The 16,084-nt window shown below is 57.1% G+C and carries 15 protein-coding genes; 7 read left to right on the top strand and 8 right to left on the bottom strand.

Annotated elements, in window-relative coordinates; translation table 11 throughout:
- Positions 1–11: 11 nt before the first annotated feature.
- On the top strand, positions 12–371 hold the full coding sequence (locus HW561_RS10750) for a hypothetical protein (protein WP_176864555.1): 360 nt from the start codon (positions 12–14) through the stop codon (positions 369–371).
- Positions 372–449: 78 nt separating this feature from the next.
- Positions 450–1,976, top strand: a complete 1,527-nt coding sequence (locus HW561_RS10745; protein ID WP_176864552.1) for an MFS transporter — start codon at positions 450–452, stop codon at positions 1,974–1,976.
- A 56-nt stretch (positions 1,977–2,032) separates the two neighbouring features.
- On the opposite strand, the gene HW561_RS10740 is transcribed toward HW561_RS10745, so the two are convergent.
- The 3 genes from HW561_RS10740 to gpmI are packed head-to-tail and all read right to left on the bottom strand — an operon-like array spanning position 2,033 to position 6,027.
- The gene (locus tag HW561_RS10740; RefSeq protein WP_176864550.1) at positions 2,033–3,373 is read right to left on the bottom strand and encodes a S41 family peptidase; all 1,341 of its coding nucleotides are present in this window, start codon (positions 3,371–3,373) and stop codon (positions 2,033–2,035) included.
- A 6-nt stretch (positions 3,374–3,379) separates the two neighbouring features.
- Positions 3,380–4,513, bottom strand: a complete 1,134-nt coding sequence (locus tag HW561_RS10735) for a murein hydrolase activator EnvC family protein (protein ID WP_176864546.1) — start codon at positions 4,511–4,513, stop codon at positions 3,380–3,382.
- Positions 4,510–6,027, bottom strand: coding sequence for a 2,3-bisphosphoglycerate-independent phosphoglycerate mutase (gpmI, locus tag HW561_RS10730; RefSeq protein WP_176864543.1), 1,518 nt, complete (start codon positions 6,025–6,027; stop codon positions 4,510–4,512). Before gpmI ends, HW561_RS10735 begins: the two co-directional genes overlap by 4 nt.
- Positions 6,028–6,261: 234 nt before the next feature.
- Here gpmI and HW561_RS10725 point away from each other — a divergent pair, with 234 nt between their 5' ends.
- Entirely contained in the window at positions 6,262–7,401 is a 1,140-nt protein-coding gene (locus tag HW561_RS10725; RefSeq protein ID WP_176864540.1) for a DUF819 family protein, read from the top strand.
- A gap of 3 nt (positions 7,402–7,404) precedes the next feature.
- On the top strand, positions 7,405–8,826 hold the full coding sequence (locus HW561_RS10720) for a pyridoxal phosphate-dependent decarboxylase family protein (RefSeq protein ID WP_176864537.1): 1,422 nt from the start codon (positions 7,405–7,407) through the stop codon (positions 8,824–8,826).
- Here the strand turns inward: HW561_RS10720 and HW561_RS10715 are convergent.
- The 4 genes from HW561_RS10715 to HW561_RS10700 all read right to left on the bottom strand — a co-directional run bounded on the left by HW561_RS10715 (position 8,823) and on the right by HW561_RS10700 (position 12,094).
- Positions 8,823–10,493 (bottom strand): sulfatase-like hydrolase/transferase, encoded by a 1,671-nt coding sequence (locus HW561_RS10715; protein WP_176864535.1) that lies wholly within the window; start codon positions 10,491–10,493, stop codon positions 8,823–8,825. The genes HW561_RS10720 and HW561_RS10715 overlap by 4 nt on opposite strands.
- A 71-nt stretch (positions 10,494–10,564) precedes the next feature.
- A complete protein-coding gene (gene nqrM / locus HW561_RS10710; RefSeq protein ID WP_176864532.1) occupies positions 10,565–10,801 on the bottom strand; it encodes a (Na+)-NQR maturation NqrM in 237 nt (78 codons plus the stop codon).
- A gap of 15 nt (positions 10,802–10,816) precedes the next feature.
- Entirely contained in the window at positions 10,817–11,842 is a 1,026-nt protein-coding gene (locus tag HW561_RS10705; protein WP_176864530.1) for an FAD:protein FMN transferase, read from the bottom strand.
- 66 nt (positions 11,843–11,908) lie between these two features.
- Positions 11,909–12,094 (bottom strand): hypothetical protein, encoded by a 186-nt coding sequence (locus HW561_RS10700; protein ID WP_176864528.1) that lies wholly within the window; start codon positions 12,092–12,094, stop codon positions 11,909–11,911.
- A gap of 122 nt (positions 12,095–12,216) precedes the next feature.
- Here HW561_RS10700 and HW561_RS10695 point away from each other — a divergent pair, with 122 nt between their 5' ends.
- Entirely contained in the window at positions 12,217–12,741 is a 525-nt protein-coding gene (locus HW561_RS10695; protein WP_176864527.1) for a CBS domain-containing protein, read from the top strand.
- A gap of 76 nt (positions 12,742–12,817) precedes the next feature.
- Here the strand turns inward: HW561_RS10695 and HW561_RS10690 are convergent, their stop codons facing one another.
- Positions 12,818–13,582 carry a metallophosphoesterase gene (locus tag HW561_RS10690; RefSeq protein WP_176864525.1) on the bottom strand — a complete coding sequence of 255 codons (765 nt, stop codon included), beginning with the start codon at positions 13,580–13,582 and terminating at the stop codon, positions 12,818–12,820.
- A gap of 182 nt (positions 13,583–13,764) precedes the next feature.
- Here HW561_RS10690 and HW561_RS10685 point away from each other — a divergent pair, with 182 nt between their 5' ends.
- Positions 13,765–14,778 carry an NAD-dependent epimerase/dehydratase family protein gene (locus tag HW561_RS10685; RefSeq protein WP_176864524.1) on the top strand — a complete coding sequence of 338 codons (1,014 nt, stop codon included), beginning with the start codon at positions 13,765–13,767 and terminating at the stop codon, positions 14,776–14,778.
- A 14-nt stretch (positions 14,779–14,792) separates the two neighbouring features.
- Complete coding sequence (tviB, locus tag HW561_RS10680; RefSeq protein WP_176864523.1) at positions 14,793–16,076, top strand: Vi polysaccharide biosynthesis UDP-N-acetylglucosamine C-6 dehydrogenase TviB; 1,284 nt, start codon at positions 14,793–14,795, stop codon at positions 16,074–16,076.
- The last annotated feature ends 8 nt before the right edge of the window (positions 16,077–16,084 follow it).

Below are 16,084 nucleotides of genomic sequence, written 5' to 3'. Positions count from 1 at the left end.
GACGCCCAGACATGACGCAACCAACCTTGACACCCATCCGGTTCGAAAACGGCATCTGGCAAGGGCATGTCCAAGCTGAAGCCGAACCAAAGCTTGAGGCACGCTATCTGGGAGAGACCTTGGATGGGATAGAGCTTTCGCCTGCCGAAGACGGTTGGGATTTGCGTGTTCCGATCCCCGTCACCGCTCTGTCCGAAGGGGTACATTGCTTTGTCATCGTCGACGTGACCACAACCCGCAAGCTTGCCGATTTCACGGTGATTGCCGGTGCGCCTGCCGCAGATGATCTTAGGGTCGAAGTCGAGTTGCTGCGAGCAGAACTGGACATGTTGAAGCGAGCGTTTCGCCGAATCTGTCACGACGGCGAGTAGGCCGCAGCGGCTGGTTCTCCTATCTTTTCATTGTTTTCCATGCATCAATAAGGCATCCGGAACAACTCGGGCGCCGCAATGGACCGCAGCAGTATCATAAAAGTCATCGCCTTGATGGTGACGGGTTTTGGCATCGGTATCGACTTTACCGGCGCTCTGATGTTGGTTCCGGCTATCGAAAACTCATTCGACGCCGATATCACCAGCACGCAATGGGTGTTGAATATCTATGCCCTGTTTTTTGCCATGACCATGGTTGCCGGTGGACGCCTCGGCGACATGTACGGGCATCGGAAGATCATGATCATCGGCCTGTCGATCTTTCTGTTTTCCTCGATCCTGTGCTTCGTCGCACCCAACCTTGATTTTCTGATCGGTGCCCGTGCGTTGCAGGGCATTGGGGCGGGATGTATCTGGCCCTGCACTCTGGCATTTGGGGCAACGAAAGTTTCCAAACCGGAACATCGCGCCCTGGTGATGGGCTTGATCCTGGCCGGTGTTACCAGCGGTAATGTGTTCGGCCCGATGATCAGCGGACTTGCTGTGAGTTTTGGCGAATGGCGGTACTTTTTTCTGGCCAACGTGGTGTTTTCCTGCATCTCGATGGCCACGGCGTTGCTTCTGATGGAGCGTGAGACCGAGCACAAAAAGGGAGAGCATATTGATTTCGCGGGTATGGCTATCTTGTCCTTTGCCGTCTTGCTGTTGCTATACGGGCTGGACATGGGGGCGGATTGGGGATGGACGTCGGTTCCGTTATTGCTGCTGTTCTTTGTCAGCGCGGTCCTGTTCACGTTGTTCCCAAAAGTAGAAAAGCGGGTAAGAGAGCCGCTTTTGCTGCCCCAGATGATGCAGAATCGAGAGTTTCGGATTACCCTCGGCCTCAACATGTTCAACGTATCCGCAGCCTTCGTTGCTTTGCTATACTTCCCACAATACATGCAAAAGGTTCTGGGCTGGTCGACGTTTGAATCGGCGCTGGGGCTAGCGCCGCTGACGGTTTTGCTGGCCGTGGGTTCGATCGTGTCCGGCACGCTTTACAATGATTTTGGTCCCAAACGGTTGCTGCTTTGGGGGTATCTGATTGCCACGATAGGGTCGGCCAGCATCGTCGTTTTGCCCACCGGATTGGGATATTTCCAGATACTACCCGGTATGGCGATGATCGGGTTAGGCGCGACACTGACAGTGGGACCATCCGGCACAGCCGCAGTCTGCGCCGTCAAACCTGAACGCGCAGGGCTGGTGGGCGGCCTGAGCTTCATGACTCATCTGGTCTATGGGGCAATTTCTGTCGCCTGCGCCACAGCAATCATGTATGTAGCCAGCCTGTCCAATCTGGGTCACCGTCTGGCCGCAGCCGGCATTGACATGTCAAAGGCGGATCAGAAGGTGTTGAACGGCGGAACGCTCGACACCACCTCTGCCCGCATGGTGATGAAAAAGCTAAGCCCCGACGAAATCGAGAAGGTTAAAGATGCCATTGCCTCGGCCTTTGACAGCGGCATGAGCATGGCGTTTGTCTTTTCGACTATTTCCGTATCCGTCGGGGTCGTTCTGGCCCTTATGCTGGATGAGGACAAACTGCACAAAGTAGAAAGCTGACACTGGTAGCTAGACGAAAAAGGGCCGCGTCATCCGCGGCCCATTCTCAGTCAGACTTACTGGGACGGCCCGTTCGGGTTAAAGGCCGACAGACCTTTGAGGATGTCGATGGCGTAGGCCAGTTGGTAATCCTCTTCGCGCAGTTCGGCGGTTGCCTCGGCTTTGGCGCGATCTTCTTCGATCTGGCGGATTTCATCCTCGCTGAGACTGTCATTGTTCAGGCTGCCCCGCAAATCTGCCTCGGACCGGGTGCGGGCGTTGGTTTCCTCTTCCTCAGGCTCAGGTGCCGGGCGCGGCTGTTCAACGATGATATCAGGGCTGACTCCAAGCGCCTGAATCGACCTTCCTGACGGTGTGTAGTAACGCGACGTGGTCAGGCGCATCGCACCGTCACCGCGCAGCGGCATCACCGTCTGGACCGAGCCTTTGCCAAAGCTCTTGGTGCCAACAACGATGGCGCGGCGATGATCCTGCAGCGCACCCGCCACAATCTCCGAAGCCGAGGCCGACCCACCATTGATCAGAACAACAATCGGCTTGCCTTCGGCCAAATCGCCGAGGGTCGCATTGAACCGCTCACCTACTTCCGGGTCACGACCACGAGTTGAAACGATTTCACCTTCGTCCAGGAAGGCATCGGACACCTTGATGGCTTGCGTCAGCAGGCCGCCGGGGTTGTTGCGAAGATCCAGCACAACGCCGTTGACCTTCTCGATGCCGCCAGCTTCGGCGATCTGTTCTTCCAAACCTTCCTGCAGGTTGGGGAATGTCTGGTCGTTAAACGTGGTTACGCGCAGCACAACACTGGTGCCCTCGGTGCGGGCACGGACAGCGGTCAGCGTGATCGTGTCACGAATTATCGGCACATCGAACGGTTCCGACTCGCCTTCACGCACCACGGTAATGACGATCTCGGACCCCACCGGGCCGCGCATCAGATCGACCGCCTTGTCCAGGGTCAGGCCCAGAATGCTTTCCCCGTCCACATGGGTGATGAAATCACCCGCTTCGATCCCGGCTTCATCTGCGGGCGTATCGTCGATCGGAGAAACGACTTTGACAAAGCCCTCTTCCTGCGTGACTTCGATCCCAAGACCGCCAAATTCGCCACGCGTCTGCACGCGCATCTGTTCCGCGTCATCCGGCGACAGATAGCTGGAATGCGGATCCAGCGAGGTCAGCATGCCGTCAATCGCGGCTTCGATCAGCTCTTCAGGCTCGACCTCTTCGACATACTGGGCGCGAATGCGCTCAAAGATATCACCGAACAGGTCAAGCTGTTGATAGACACTGGCCTTGTTCTCGGCCTCCTGCGCCAGCAGGGGACCTGCGATCTGAGTGGTTGCAATTATGCCTGCCACGGTTCCGGCCAAACCGGCCATCACAAATTTCTTCATACTCGTTTATCCATCCTTGTCGGTCCGAAACCATGATTCCGGGTCCACGGGGCTGTTATCCTGTCTTACCTCTATATAGAGCGTTTCTGACCGGTCAGTTCCAGTGCCATCACTTGTTGTTGACAAAATTGCGCCGATTTCCGGTGTTTCACCCGGCATCAGGCCCACGGGTGTGCCCTCGGGGATCACTTGTCCGGGCTCACCATAGACTTCTTGCAGGCCGGAAAAAACGAACAACAGCCCGGGTTGAGGTTCGAGGATCACCAGATTCCCCAAATCCAGCAAAGGCCCGCGATAGCGTATCGTGGCAGCGGTTGGCGAGGCGACCAGCGCACGTGGGCGGGTGCCAAGAACCAGACCGGGACGGGTGACCCCCGCCGCGTCGGTCTCACCCGCGCGATGTAGCAGGATGCCCTGAACAGGCAGCGAAATATCGCCCTTCCTGTCCGAAATACTGGCATCGGTTTCAGCAATTTCGCCCTCCGAGATTTCGGCGAGACCACTTGCGAACCCGTCCAGCGTTTCGGTCGAGGAAATAAGGATTGCCGTACGCACCGGGTCTTCGACAAACCGGCGCGGCAAATCCGTTCGGTCGGCGATAGCTTCACTAAGCCGTGTGCGGGCGTCTTGCACACCACTCAGTCCTTGCGTCAGGGTGTCGGCGGCATTTTGCTGTAAAATACGCAAAGTCTGCACCTCTTGCAGATCCTTCGCCAAGGCCTCCGCCTTCGCGTTCAATCCCGGCGTGACCTCCGAGAGCATCATGCCAGTGCGCGCGGCCCCCAGCGGCCCCGATGGGTGCAGCATCAGAACGGGTGGTGCAGTCGTTTCAATCGTTTGCAGCACGCCCAGCAATTGGGCCACGTCCTTTTCACGCGCGCGCAATTCAGCGGTTAGCTGCGCCTCACGCGTGGCGGCCTTTCGTAGTCCTTCGCGCATGGCCGCAAGACCGGCCTCATAGGCCTGTATCGTCCCGGTCAGCGCGCGCACCCGGTCGCGGGCGCTGTCAGCTTCGGTCAGTGCAATCGAGGCCTGCTCCAACATCGCCGCGGCCTCAAGAGCCGCCTGCGAGGGGTCGGTTTGACCTTGCGCCGGAATGGCCCAGAGCAGAGATGCCGCAAAGGCCGAAAGCAGTTTCATGACAGCAGGCTTTCCCCGGTCATCTCCGGTGGTTTCGGCAGGTCCATCAGATCCAGCAACGTTGGCGCCAGGTCCGACAGACGCCCTGTGCGCAGTTGTGCGCCCTCAGGCCCCCTGACCAAAGCAACCGGCACCGGGTTGAGCGTATGCGCGGTGTGCGGCCCACCGGTTTCCGGGTCCACCATCATCTCGCAGTTGCCATGATCGGCAGTAATGATCATGGCTCCACCGACCTTCTCCAAGGCCGCAACAACCTGGGCCAGCCCTTGATCGACAGCCTCACAGGCCTTGATCGCCGCTAGCAGATCTCCGGTATGCCCCACCATGTCCGGGTTGGCATAGTTGGTGATGATCAGGTCATATTCTTCCTCGATGGCTTGAACAAATTTTGCGGTCACTTGAGCCGAAGACATTTCGGGCTGCAAGTCGTAGGTCGCCACTTTGGGTGATTTCGGCATGAAGCGGTCTTCGCCTACCTCGGGGGTTTCTTTGCCACCGTTGAGAAAAAAAGTCACATGTGGGTATTTCTCAGTCTCGGCCAACCGGAACTGACGCAGGCCCTGTTTGGCAACCCATTCGCCTAGCGTATTCGCAATGGCGCGTTTGGGGAAAACGGTCGTCATATACGCATTATGGCCATCCGAATACTCGACCATGCCCAGCAACGCCGACAGCTTTGGGCGCGGACCGGTTTCAAAGTCAGTGAACCCCGGCTCAGCAATGGCGCGCAGAATCTCGCGGGCGCGGTCGGCGCGGAAATTCAGACAGAAGAACCCATCACCATCTTTGACGCCCTCAAATCCATCCAACACTGTCGGCGTGACGAACTCGTCAGTCTCGGATTGATTATAGGCGTGATCCACGGCGGCATGTGCGTTGCTTGCCGTCCGACCTTGCCCGTTGATCATCGCGTCATAAGCCTCGCCGACACGTTCCCATCGATTGTCACGGTCCATAGCGAAATAGCGCCCGGTGACAGTGACAATGCGCGCGCCCTTGGGCAGTCGCCCCTCAAGCTCGGCAATATAGGTGAATGCGGATTTCGGCGCCACGTCACGCCCGTCGGTCATAGCATGCAGCGCTACGGGAACTCCGGCATCTGTGATGGCTTTCGCTGCGGCGACGATGTGATCCAGATGCCCATGCACGCCACCGCTCGAGATCAGCCCCATCAAATGGGCGGTGCCGCCCGAGGATTTCACATCCGCGATGAATGTTTGCAGAGCTTTGTTTTCGAAGAATGATCCATCCTCAATGGCCAGATCTATCTGACCCAAATCCATCGCCACAACACGGCCCGCACCGATATTGGTGTGCCCAACCTCAGAGTTGCCCATCTGCCCGCTGGGCAGCCCCACGTCCGGGCCATGGGTGATCAGTGTTGCATGCGGTCCGCTGGCCATGATCGCATCAAAGGTGGGTGTGTTCGCAAGATACGGCGCATTGGCCTGCGTGTCTTCGGACAAACCCCACCCATCAAGAATACACAGGACAACGGGTTTGGGGGTGGGCATCAAATATCTCCGGTTACTGCTCTTGCGTCATCTTCTATCGTCTGGCTGCCGGAGGGTGAACCGTCTTTGCTGAGATTGACGCAGATTTAATCGAAACCTTAAACAAACGGATGCAGGCCCGCTGCCAACGGGATTTCGGGAATTCTTTACATAATTTCGTCGCGAACCTTACGTCACACCGGCTTGCCGGACCCCACTACCGCTGCCTAGTCTTGCCGAGGGGAGAGATGTTTCATGCAACCAGACGCCATAGGTTTCGCGCTGATCTATCTGCTGGTCCCAGCAGCGCTCATCTTGCTGACGCACCGGTCAGACATTGCAGCACGGCTGGGGCCAATTGTTCTTTGCTACATGGCCGGGTTGTTGCTGGGGTTGTCCGGCTTACAGCCCGCCAGCCTTCAGCCGGTGCGTGACACAATCATCGAGGTCAGCCTCGGCCTTGCCTTACCGCTGCTGTTGTTTGCAGTGGATTTACGGTCCTGGGGTCATATCGCCGGATCCGCAATCCTGTCCATGGCACTTGCTATAGTAGCGGTGGCTGTGGTCGCGACGGCGCTATATTTCCTGTTCCACGCCGGCGGCACCGACCAAGCCGAGCAATTGTCAGGCATGGCTGTGGGCATGTATACGGGCGGTCTGGCCAATATGGGGGCAATCAAACTGGCGCTCGACATCCCCGAAGGTCGGTATCTGCTGTTCGCGACCGTGGACACGGTTGTCGGCGCCGGGTATCTGCTGTTTGTTCTGACGCTTGCCCCGGTCGTCATGGGCCGCTTCCTGTCACCCTTCACCGGATCGCTTGAGGATCAGGCAGAAGAATCCAACAAAGCTGCACCGAGCAAACAAAACTGGGTCATTCAGGGTCTGATTGCTGTCACAGGATCGGCCCTTTGCGTTGGCGCGTCATTGGTGCTAGCCCCAATTTTGCCGATTGCCGAGCCGCAGATCATGGTTGTTGTTCTGCTGACCACATTCGGCATTCTGGGATCTTTGACACCTTCTTTGCACCGGAATGTGGCTGCGCCGCATATGGGCATGTATCTGTTGTATGTTTTTTCGTTCAGCGTCGCAGCTTCGATGGATTTGGCCCAACTGCAGGCGGTGGATCTGTCCGTACTGTTCTTTGTGCTGATCGCGACATTTGGCAGCTTCGCCCTGCACGCCGTTCTTGCCCGGTTGGCGGGTATTGACCGTGACACATTCCTGATCACCTCAGTGGCAGCGGTCATGTCGCCCGCATTTGTCCCAATGGTCTCCCGCAGCCTGCGCAATCCGGCAATATTGATGTCTGGTATGGCCACCGGCATTCTGGGTTTTGCCATAGGGAATTATCTGGGTATTTCACTGGCTTTGCTGCTGGCCGGGAAAGGATAGAATATGGAACACCAGAAGCTTCCAGAGATGGGTCGGGCCGAAGATGACATATTGGGGCAACTCAAATCCTTTGCCGACAACGATCCAAATTATCGCGACGGACGAACCTGGAGCCTCGTCTATCATCTGGATGATGCACACGACGCTTTCATTGCCAAAGCCTACAGCGCGTTTTCTTCGGCCAACGGGTTGAACCCGGCGACGTTTCAAAGCCTGAAAAGAATGGAGAGCGAGATTATCTCGACAATGGCCGGGTTGCTTCATGGTGGCCCGGACACCTGCGGCGTGGTCACGGCGGGCGGCACCGAAAGCTGCCTGATGGCGGTCAAGACGTATAGGGACATGGCGCGCAAACAACGCAAAGTGACCCGGCCCAACATGATCCTGCCTAAAACCGCCCATGTCGCCTGGTTCAAGGCAGCCGAGTATTTCGGGGTCAAAGCGCGTATTTTGCCAATGACGGCGGAGTATGCAACCGACATCTCCAGACTGAAGCGCATGATCAACGCCGGCACGGTGATGATCCTTGGATCCGCGCCGGAATACCCACATGGCACCATCGATCCGATTGCCGAAATGGGGGCGATTGCGCAATCCAAGGGTATCTCTTTGCACATCGACGCCTGCGTTGGTGGCATGATCCTGCCGTTTATGGAACGCAACGGCGTTGACCTGCCTGATTGGGATTTCCGTATTCCGGGTGTCACGTCAATCTCGGCAGATCTGCACAAATACGGCTATGCCGCCAAAGGAGCCTCGACGATTCTGTACCGAAATCTGGAGTTGTTAAAGCATCAGATGTTCGTCTGCCAAGATTGGCCCGGCGGTGTCTTTGCATCACCCGCCCTGCTTGGGACACGCCCCGGCGGCGCCTACGCCGCCGCTTGGGCGGTGATGCAAAAGTTGGGCGTTGAAGGCTATTGCCGATTGGCGCGCGATACATGTGACGCGGTCGACAAGCTAAAGACAGGCATCGCTGCTATCGACGGTCTGCGTGTTTTGGGCCATCCACAGGGGCCGTTGCTGGCCTATGGTTCCACCGACCCTAAACTAAACATCTACGCGGTGGCGGATCAATTGGAGCAGGCGGGGTGGAGCATCAACAGGGTGCAAAACCCCGACGGCATTCACTGCATGGTCACCGCCAAACATCTTCATGTGGCTGACGAATACCTGGCCGATCTGGCGCAAGCTGTTGCAACGGCGCGCGCACATCCGGAACTGGCCAAGACCGGAGGTGCTGCAACCTATGGCATGATGGCTCATGTCCCCTTGCGTGGGATGGTAAAATCCAAAGTGTTGGACGTTTTTGCCGAAATGTACCGCGCGGGTGGTGGTGCCTTGACGTTGAACGACAGCAAACCGCCAAACTTGATGGAGCGCGGTATGGCCCGTTACGTGCAATGGAAAACCCGACGCGGCTAGTCTTTCAGATAGCTTTTGTAAGGCTGTGCCTTTCGACTGCGATATTTAACCGTCAGATCGAGCGGAGCATCGTTTTCGTCGTACACCCCGACAACAACCCCCCTGCCCCGGCTCTTTGTCCGCATCTCGATCAATTGCTGCTCGGACCGGGTGGTCCGCTGCGACGTCCGGCGGGTCCAGGCAAACAGGTGATCATACATTTCGGCAATCACATCGCCATGATCGGCGCTGTCACCGAGATCGGTCAGCTCATTCGGGTCGTTTTCCAGATCAAACAGAAGCGGGCGATATCCGCCCTCGCAATGGATCAGCTTCCACTTTTTATTGGCCACCATGAACATCACAGCATCGCGGACCGAGGCATTCAGCATGTCTGCAATCGGTGAGGCTGAATAATCGTATTCGCAAAGCACAACGTTGCGCGAGGTCTCGTCTGCCTTTCCATGCAGTATGGGTCGCAGGGAGTGGCCTTCAAGAATGTGACCCGCAAACTCACCTCCGGCAACATCGACAAAAGTGGGCGCCAGATCAATGGACTCGACCAACGCATCACTGACCACTCCACGCGTCGCGTCTGCCTCAGGCGAGGGATCGTAGATGATCAACGGCATTTTGGTCGAAGCATCCTGGAAGAAAGTCTTTTCACCCATCCAATGGTCGCCCAAAAAGTCGCCATGGTCCGAGGTCAGCACGATCATCGTATCCGCCATCCGCCCGGTCTGTTCCATCCAGTCGAATAGCCTCCCCATCTGATCATCCGCCTGTTTGATCAGACCCATATAGGCCGGGATCACCGCCTCTCGCACATCCTGCCGCGAGAATGTTTGCCCGATTTTCGTATCCATGAACGCCTTGAGCACGGGGTGCGCGTTTTGGCGTTCAGAGTCCGATCGCACCACCGGCAAGACATGCTCGGGCCCATACATCGACGCATAGGGTTCCGACACAATGTAGGGCCAGTGCGGTTTAATAAAGCTCAGATGACAGCACCACGGGCCGTCGTGGGTTTTCATGAACTCCATGCCACGACCGGTCAGGTAGGGCGTTTCGCTGTCTTCCTCGGCGATATTTGCGGCCTCGGTCGAGTTTTTCAGGAACCAGCCCGACAGAACGTTGCCGTCCTCGTCCAGCCCCGAGTTGGCGAAGTCGTGCCAGGGATTGTCGCTCTCATAACCTTTGGATTTAAGAAACGTGTTGTATTCCTTTGCGCCGTCCGAGTCATAATACCCGTCCGGCCCTTCGGGCAGCATGCCGTCATCACGCTCGAAAACATCGAACCCACATTCTGCCACCCGGGCACCGATCAGACTGTCTGGTTCCAATCCCAGCCGGGCCATCCCCTCGGCATCCGCGCGCATATGTGTTTTGCCGACAAGCCAGCAGTCCATTCCTGCCTTGCGCAAGTGATCGCCCATCGTCATCTCGCCGACTTTCAGCGGGATACCATTCCAGGACGCCCCATGAGAATGCACATAGCGTCCAGTATAGGTGGACATGCGTGAGCTACCGCAGATCGGAGATTGGATATAGGCGCGATTGAACCGCACGCCCTTGGCCGCCAAGCGGTCGATATTCGGCGTGTGCAGGTGCTGATGACCGTAACAGCTCAGATAATCCCAGCGCAGCTGGTCGAACATGATGAACAGGATGTTTTTGGCTTTGGCCAATTTTGCACTCCCCGAAGTATGTCAGAGACTTACTTAGCCATTTCTGCCCTCAGAACGAAGTGGAACCGCCGCTAGGCTTGCCGCTCCATCTGCTCCAGCATCTTTTTCGCGCGCTTGCACTGCAGCTGATCCCGTAGCGGGCTGTCCGGATCGACGTCTTTTTGGCAGACCACGCATTTATCCGCGCCCGAGATCGCGTTCAAACCACCGCAGCTGCCCTTGATGGTCTTGCCCATCAGCATGACACCCAAGGACATGCCGACCATGATGATCATCAGCAATACGAAGGCCAGAATAAAGGTGCTCATCGCGGTTCCTACCTGTCAGTTGGTTCCAAGTGCGTCTTTGAAGGCGGTGCTGTGTACGGTGATATAGGCTTCGTCACCGCCTGTCACATCCCGCGAGATAAAATACACGGCAAGTTTATGCTTCTCTGCCAGTTCCAGACCCTTTTCCTGCCCCAGCGCCAGCATCGCGGTCGCCCAGGCATCGGCCATCATCGCATTGTCGGCCAGAACGGTCACGGACGTCGTATGATGCGTGATCGGGCGTCCTGTCGTCGGGTCAATAATGTGCGAATAACGCACACCGTCCTGTTCGAAGAAATTCTTATAGTCGCCCGAGCTGGCCATGCCAAGATCGTCCAGCGATACGATCAGTTGCACGCTTTGCGCGCCCGCTTCGGGCTTTTCGATACCGATCCGCCAAGCCTCGTCTTGATCGTTCTGACCCTTGGCCACGAGATCGCCGCCGATTTCGACCAGATAATCTTCGATTCCCGCGTCGCGTAACGTCGTGGCCACCGCATCAATGCCATAGCCCTTTGCAATGGCGGACAAGTTGATTCCGACTCTGGCATCAGATTTCGCCAATGTACCCGCCTCGCGGTCCAGCGTCAGAAGCCGGTTTTGACCCACGCCGTTCAGTGCGGCCTGAATGTCGGTGTCCGAAGGCACCGGATCTTCGGGTGTACGCGGGCCAAAGCCCCAAAGCTCGATCAGCGGCCCGAGGGTCACGTCAAATGCACCGCCCGTCTTCTCATGCACCTCATTCGCGGCGGCCAAGACCTGCGCGAATTCTTCGGAGACAGGCATCGGATCAGTACTGATTGAGGCCGAGAACGTGGAGACTTCGGAATTTGAATCCCAATTCGACATCTTGGCGTTGACCTCGGCCAGCGTCGCTTCGACGGCCTGAGCAAGAGTGGCCTCGTCCAGATCTTCCCCAATGGCAGTGATGTTGAAGGTGGTCCCCATCGTCTCGCCTGACAGACGGACCACTTCGGGTTCCTTGTCAAACAGGCAGCCGGAAACAAGTGTTGCTAAGGCCAATACAGGCAAAAGACGCATTGGGCGTTCTCCTGGGAAATCCGTGCCCGGCATATGCCAGCGCACCCTATCAGAGTCAAACCGCGATCAGAGTTTCAGCGGCACAAAGCCGAGCACCAGAAGACCGATGCCTGCCGGAACTCCAAACAACCACGCACGCTTTTGCCACCCCGGTGATTGCTGTTTCCACGCCATCCGGAAATTGTGGCCACATACGACCACCGCAAAGAAAATCAGCGCGGCCACGGGTGGTGTAAGATACAGATCATTCAAAGGCTTGGGCTCCTGCGTTTGGCTCTGGATTTTGCCGATCCGAGCATTTGCACCCTATACAGGTCGTTTAGCTGCGCTAAGGTGAAAGGGAAAGGCATTGCAATAGCAGGAGGAGATTGCCCATGGCCCCAAGCTCTTATCAGCCCCCGACACGTGGCGACAAGGCAGAAGCTGGCACCTACAGTCAATCGGTCGATTCAAATCTGTCGCATACCCATACGACCGTGGCTAAACTGCTTGAGGGCAAAGGCGATGCGGTGTTTTCGGTACGCCCCAATGATACGATTCATTCGGTGGTGAATACCCTCAAGGAAAAGCGGATCGGTGCAGTGGTCGTTACCGACCAGAACGGAACGCTGCAGGGCATCCTGTCCGAGCGGGACATCGTGCGGCGCATGGCGGATACGCCGGGACAGACCCTGCCGCAATCGGTCCAGGACCTTATGACGCGCGAGGTTCAGTCCTGTACGCCCGAAGACCTGCTGAATGACGTGCTGAAGACCATGACCGAAGGCCGCTTTCGCCATATGCCGGTTCTCAAAGACGGCAACCTTCACGGCGTCATCACCATCGGCGACGTGGTGCATTTCCGATTGAACGAACTGGAATACGAAGCCCTGCGGATGAAGCAGATGATTGTCGGATAGGGTTTGAACCTGCGTCTTTCCGGATACAAGCCCAACTGGGCCTGTCCGTCTCGACGCAGCTACACCTCTGACATGCCTACCCGGTAGACGTGAACCGCACGCCCCCTTTGAAAATCTCGGCAGCCGTAAGCCGATTTGTTGCAAATGCGCCGGTATCGATAGACACGATCCCGTTTTTCGCCTGCGCATGACCCACAATCGTGTGCCCATGTACCACCCATTGCCCATCCTGCCGGGGTTGACTTGGAAACATGGGATGGCCCCATAAGCAATTCTGGCGGGCTTGGTCCTGCACCGGCTGTTGCGGATCCAGGGCAGCATGCACCACGGTCACATTGCCACTGGTCCACGTCAGAGGACGGTCTGCAAGCCATGTCAGCAATTCATCACCCATCGCCCGCTGCAATTGGTCAGCGATGGCGATTGCATCGTCTCCGACAGCCGCCTCACTGGTGCCCTTGACTCCGAACGAGGCCAGCGTTCGCACACCGCCATTATGCAGCCATAGCCGTGCCGCCCATTTTGGATTCTCGACAAAGCGCAACAACATCTCTTCATGATTGCCCAACAGGCAGACCACCCTGCCATCCGAGCTTTTGCTTAGATGATGAAGCTGGCGCAGGACCTGCGCGCTGTAATCGCCCCGGTCCACATAATCACCGACAAAAATCAACGGGCAGTCATCGTCAAGGCGGGCCAGAAGCGACTGCAGAAGATCAAGCCGCCCGTGGATATCACCAACCGAGATAAACCGCTCGTCCGGCGCGATCTCGGACACAAGAACATCCACGTCCTGCGCCGTATCCTGCCTGAACAGCCCTCTGATCCAATCTTTTACCATGCGTGTTTATCCCTACCCGCCTCGAACCGTGACGACAATCGGCAAATCCCCGGGGTGCCAATTGGTTGATTACAGCTGTCACACGCTTGATATGACACCCGACACGGGAAAATCCCCTTGACCTCGCACCGGGGAACGTATCCCTGATGGGCGCAGAGTTCTAAATTGTGGTCGAGGGCATTATGAAACGGGTTTTGGTTACGGGTACGGCAGGTTTTATCGGGTTTCATCTGGCAAAGTTGCTGTTGTCCGAAGGGTTCCAGGTTCACGGCTATGACGGCATGACGGATTACTATGACGTCACCCTGAAACAACGACGCCATCAGATGCTGCTGCAGACACCGGGTTTCACAGCAACCGAAGATCTGCTGGAAAACCACGACCGCCTGATGCAAGTCGCGGATGAGTTTCAGCCCGAGATCATCGTCCATCTCGCAGCACAAGCCGGCGTACGCTACAGTCTGGAAAACCCGCGCAGCTATATAGATTCCAACGTCGTAGGCACCTTCAACGTGATGGAGGTCGCCCGCCAGCACAAAGTCGATCACCTGTTGATGGCCTCAACCTCATCGGTCTATGGCGCCAACGAGGAAATGCCCTTTACCGAAGTGGAAAAGGCCGACACTCAGCTGACGATTTACGCTGCCACCAAAAAGGCAAACGAAGCGATGGGCCATTCCTACGCCCATCTGTGGGACCTGCCGACCACCATGTTCCGGTTCTTCACTGTCTACGGCACGTGGGGGCGCCCGGATCTGGCACTGTACAAATTCGTCGATGCCATTCTGGATGGCCGTCCGATCGACATCTACAATCACGGCGACATGTATCGCGACTTTACCAATGTAGACGATCTGGTGCGCGGCATTCGGTTGTTGGTCGATGTCCCTCCGGTCCGACCCGCCAGTGCGGATGAGATTGAAGACGGCGACAGCCTGTCCCCCGTCGCGCCTTACCGCGTGGTCAATATCGGCAACGGTGACAAAGTGAGGCTGATGGATTTTGTCGAAGCCATCGAAGCCGCTGTGGGCAAAGAGGCGATCCGCAATTACATGCCAATGCAGATGGGGGATGTTCCCGCGACATGGGCCAACACGGACCTGTTGCAACGCTTGACCGGGTATCGCCCACAGACGGACTTCAAGGATGGGATCGCCGAATTCGTGGACTGGTTCCGTGACTACCACGGCAAGTGACCTAGGGCGCCTGAATGTTTGAAACAAATCCCACCACACGCAAGATTGCTGTCATCGGGCTGGGTTATGTTGGCCTGCCTTTGGCGGTTGCCTTCGGGAAAACCGGTTCCGTTGTCGGGTTTGACATCAACCCTGCGCGGATCGATGCCCTCCGCGCGGGTCAGGATGCCACGCAAGAGGTCGAACCTGATGATCTGGCGGAGGCAACCAGCCTGACGTTTACAACCGATGTCAGCGACCTGACGTCCTGTGACACTTACATTGTCACCGTTCCAACGCCGATAACTGCGGGCAAACAACCGGATCTGAAACCGCTGCTGAGCGCGTCGGAAACCGTTGGTGGGGTCCTGAAACCCGGAGATCTGGTCATCTATGAATCCACGGTCTATCCCGGCGCAACCGAAGAAGACTGTGTCCCGGTGCTGGAACGCGTCTCTGGTCTGCGTTTCAACAAGGACTTCTTTGCCGGATACAGTCCGGAACGCATCAATCCCGGGGACAAAACCCACCGGATTGCCGATATCTGCAAGGTCACGTCAGGTTCTACCCCGCAAGCTGCGGATCTGGTCGATGCGCTTTACGCCCGGATTATTTCCGCGGGGACCCATAAGGCCGAAAGCATCCGCGTGGCCGAGGCCGCAAAAGTAATCGAAAACACTCAGCGCGACCTGAATATCGCCCTCGTCAACGAATTGGCCATGATTTTTGGCCGGATGGACATCGACACGGATGCAGTGCTGCGCGCCGCAGGAACCAAATGGAACTTTCTGCCTTTCCGACCCGGTCTGGTCGGCGGGCATTGCATTGGGGTGGACCCCTACTACCTGACCCACAAGGCCGAAGCCGTCGGGCACCACCCTCAGATCATTCTGGCCGGTCGCAGGCTGAATGACAGAATGGGCGATTATGTGGTGTCGCAATTGATCAAGCGGATGATCCGCGAAGGGATTGATGTAGGCGGCGCGCGGGTGCTGGTGATGGGACTGACGTTCAAGGAAAACTGCCCAGACCTGCGCAATACGCGTGTCGTTGATATCATCGAGGAATTGCAGAGCTACGGTGTGACCGTGGATGTGCATGACCCACATGCAGATTCTCAAGCCGCGCAGGCAGAATATGGGCTTTCACTGACAGATCAGCCCAAACAGGGCACCTATGACGGGGTCGTCCTGGCCGTTGCCCATCAGGAATATCTGGCCCTCGCCCCCAACCAATTCCGGCTATACGGCAAGCCAAAAAGCGTTGTCTATGATATCAAATCCTGCCTCCCGCGCGAGGCCAGCGACCTGAGGTTGTAGACGGGAAA

This window comes from Ruegeria haliotis (assembly GCF_013377785.1).
Lineage (GTDB): Bacteria > Pseudomonadota > Alphaproteobacteria > Rhodobacterales > Rhodobacteraceae > Ruegeria > Ruegeria haliotis.
This window is presented reverse-complemented; position numbering and strand designations above follow the sequence as displayed.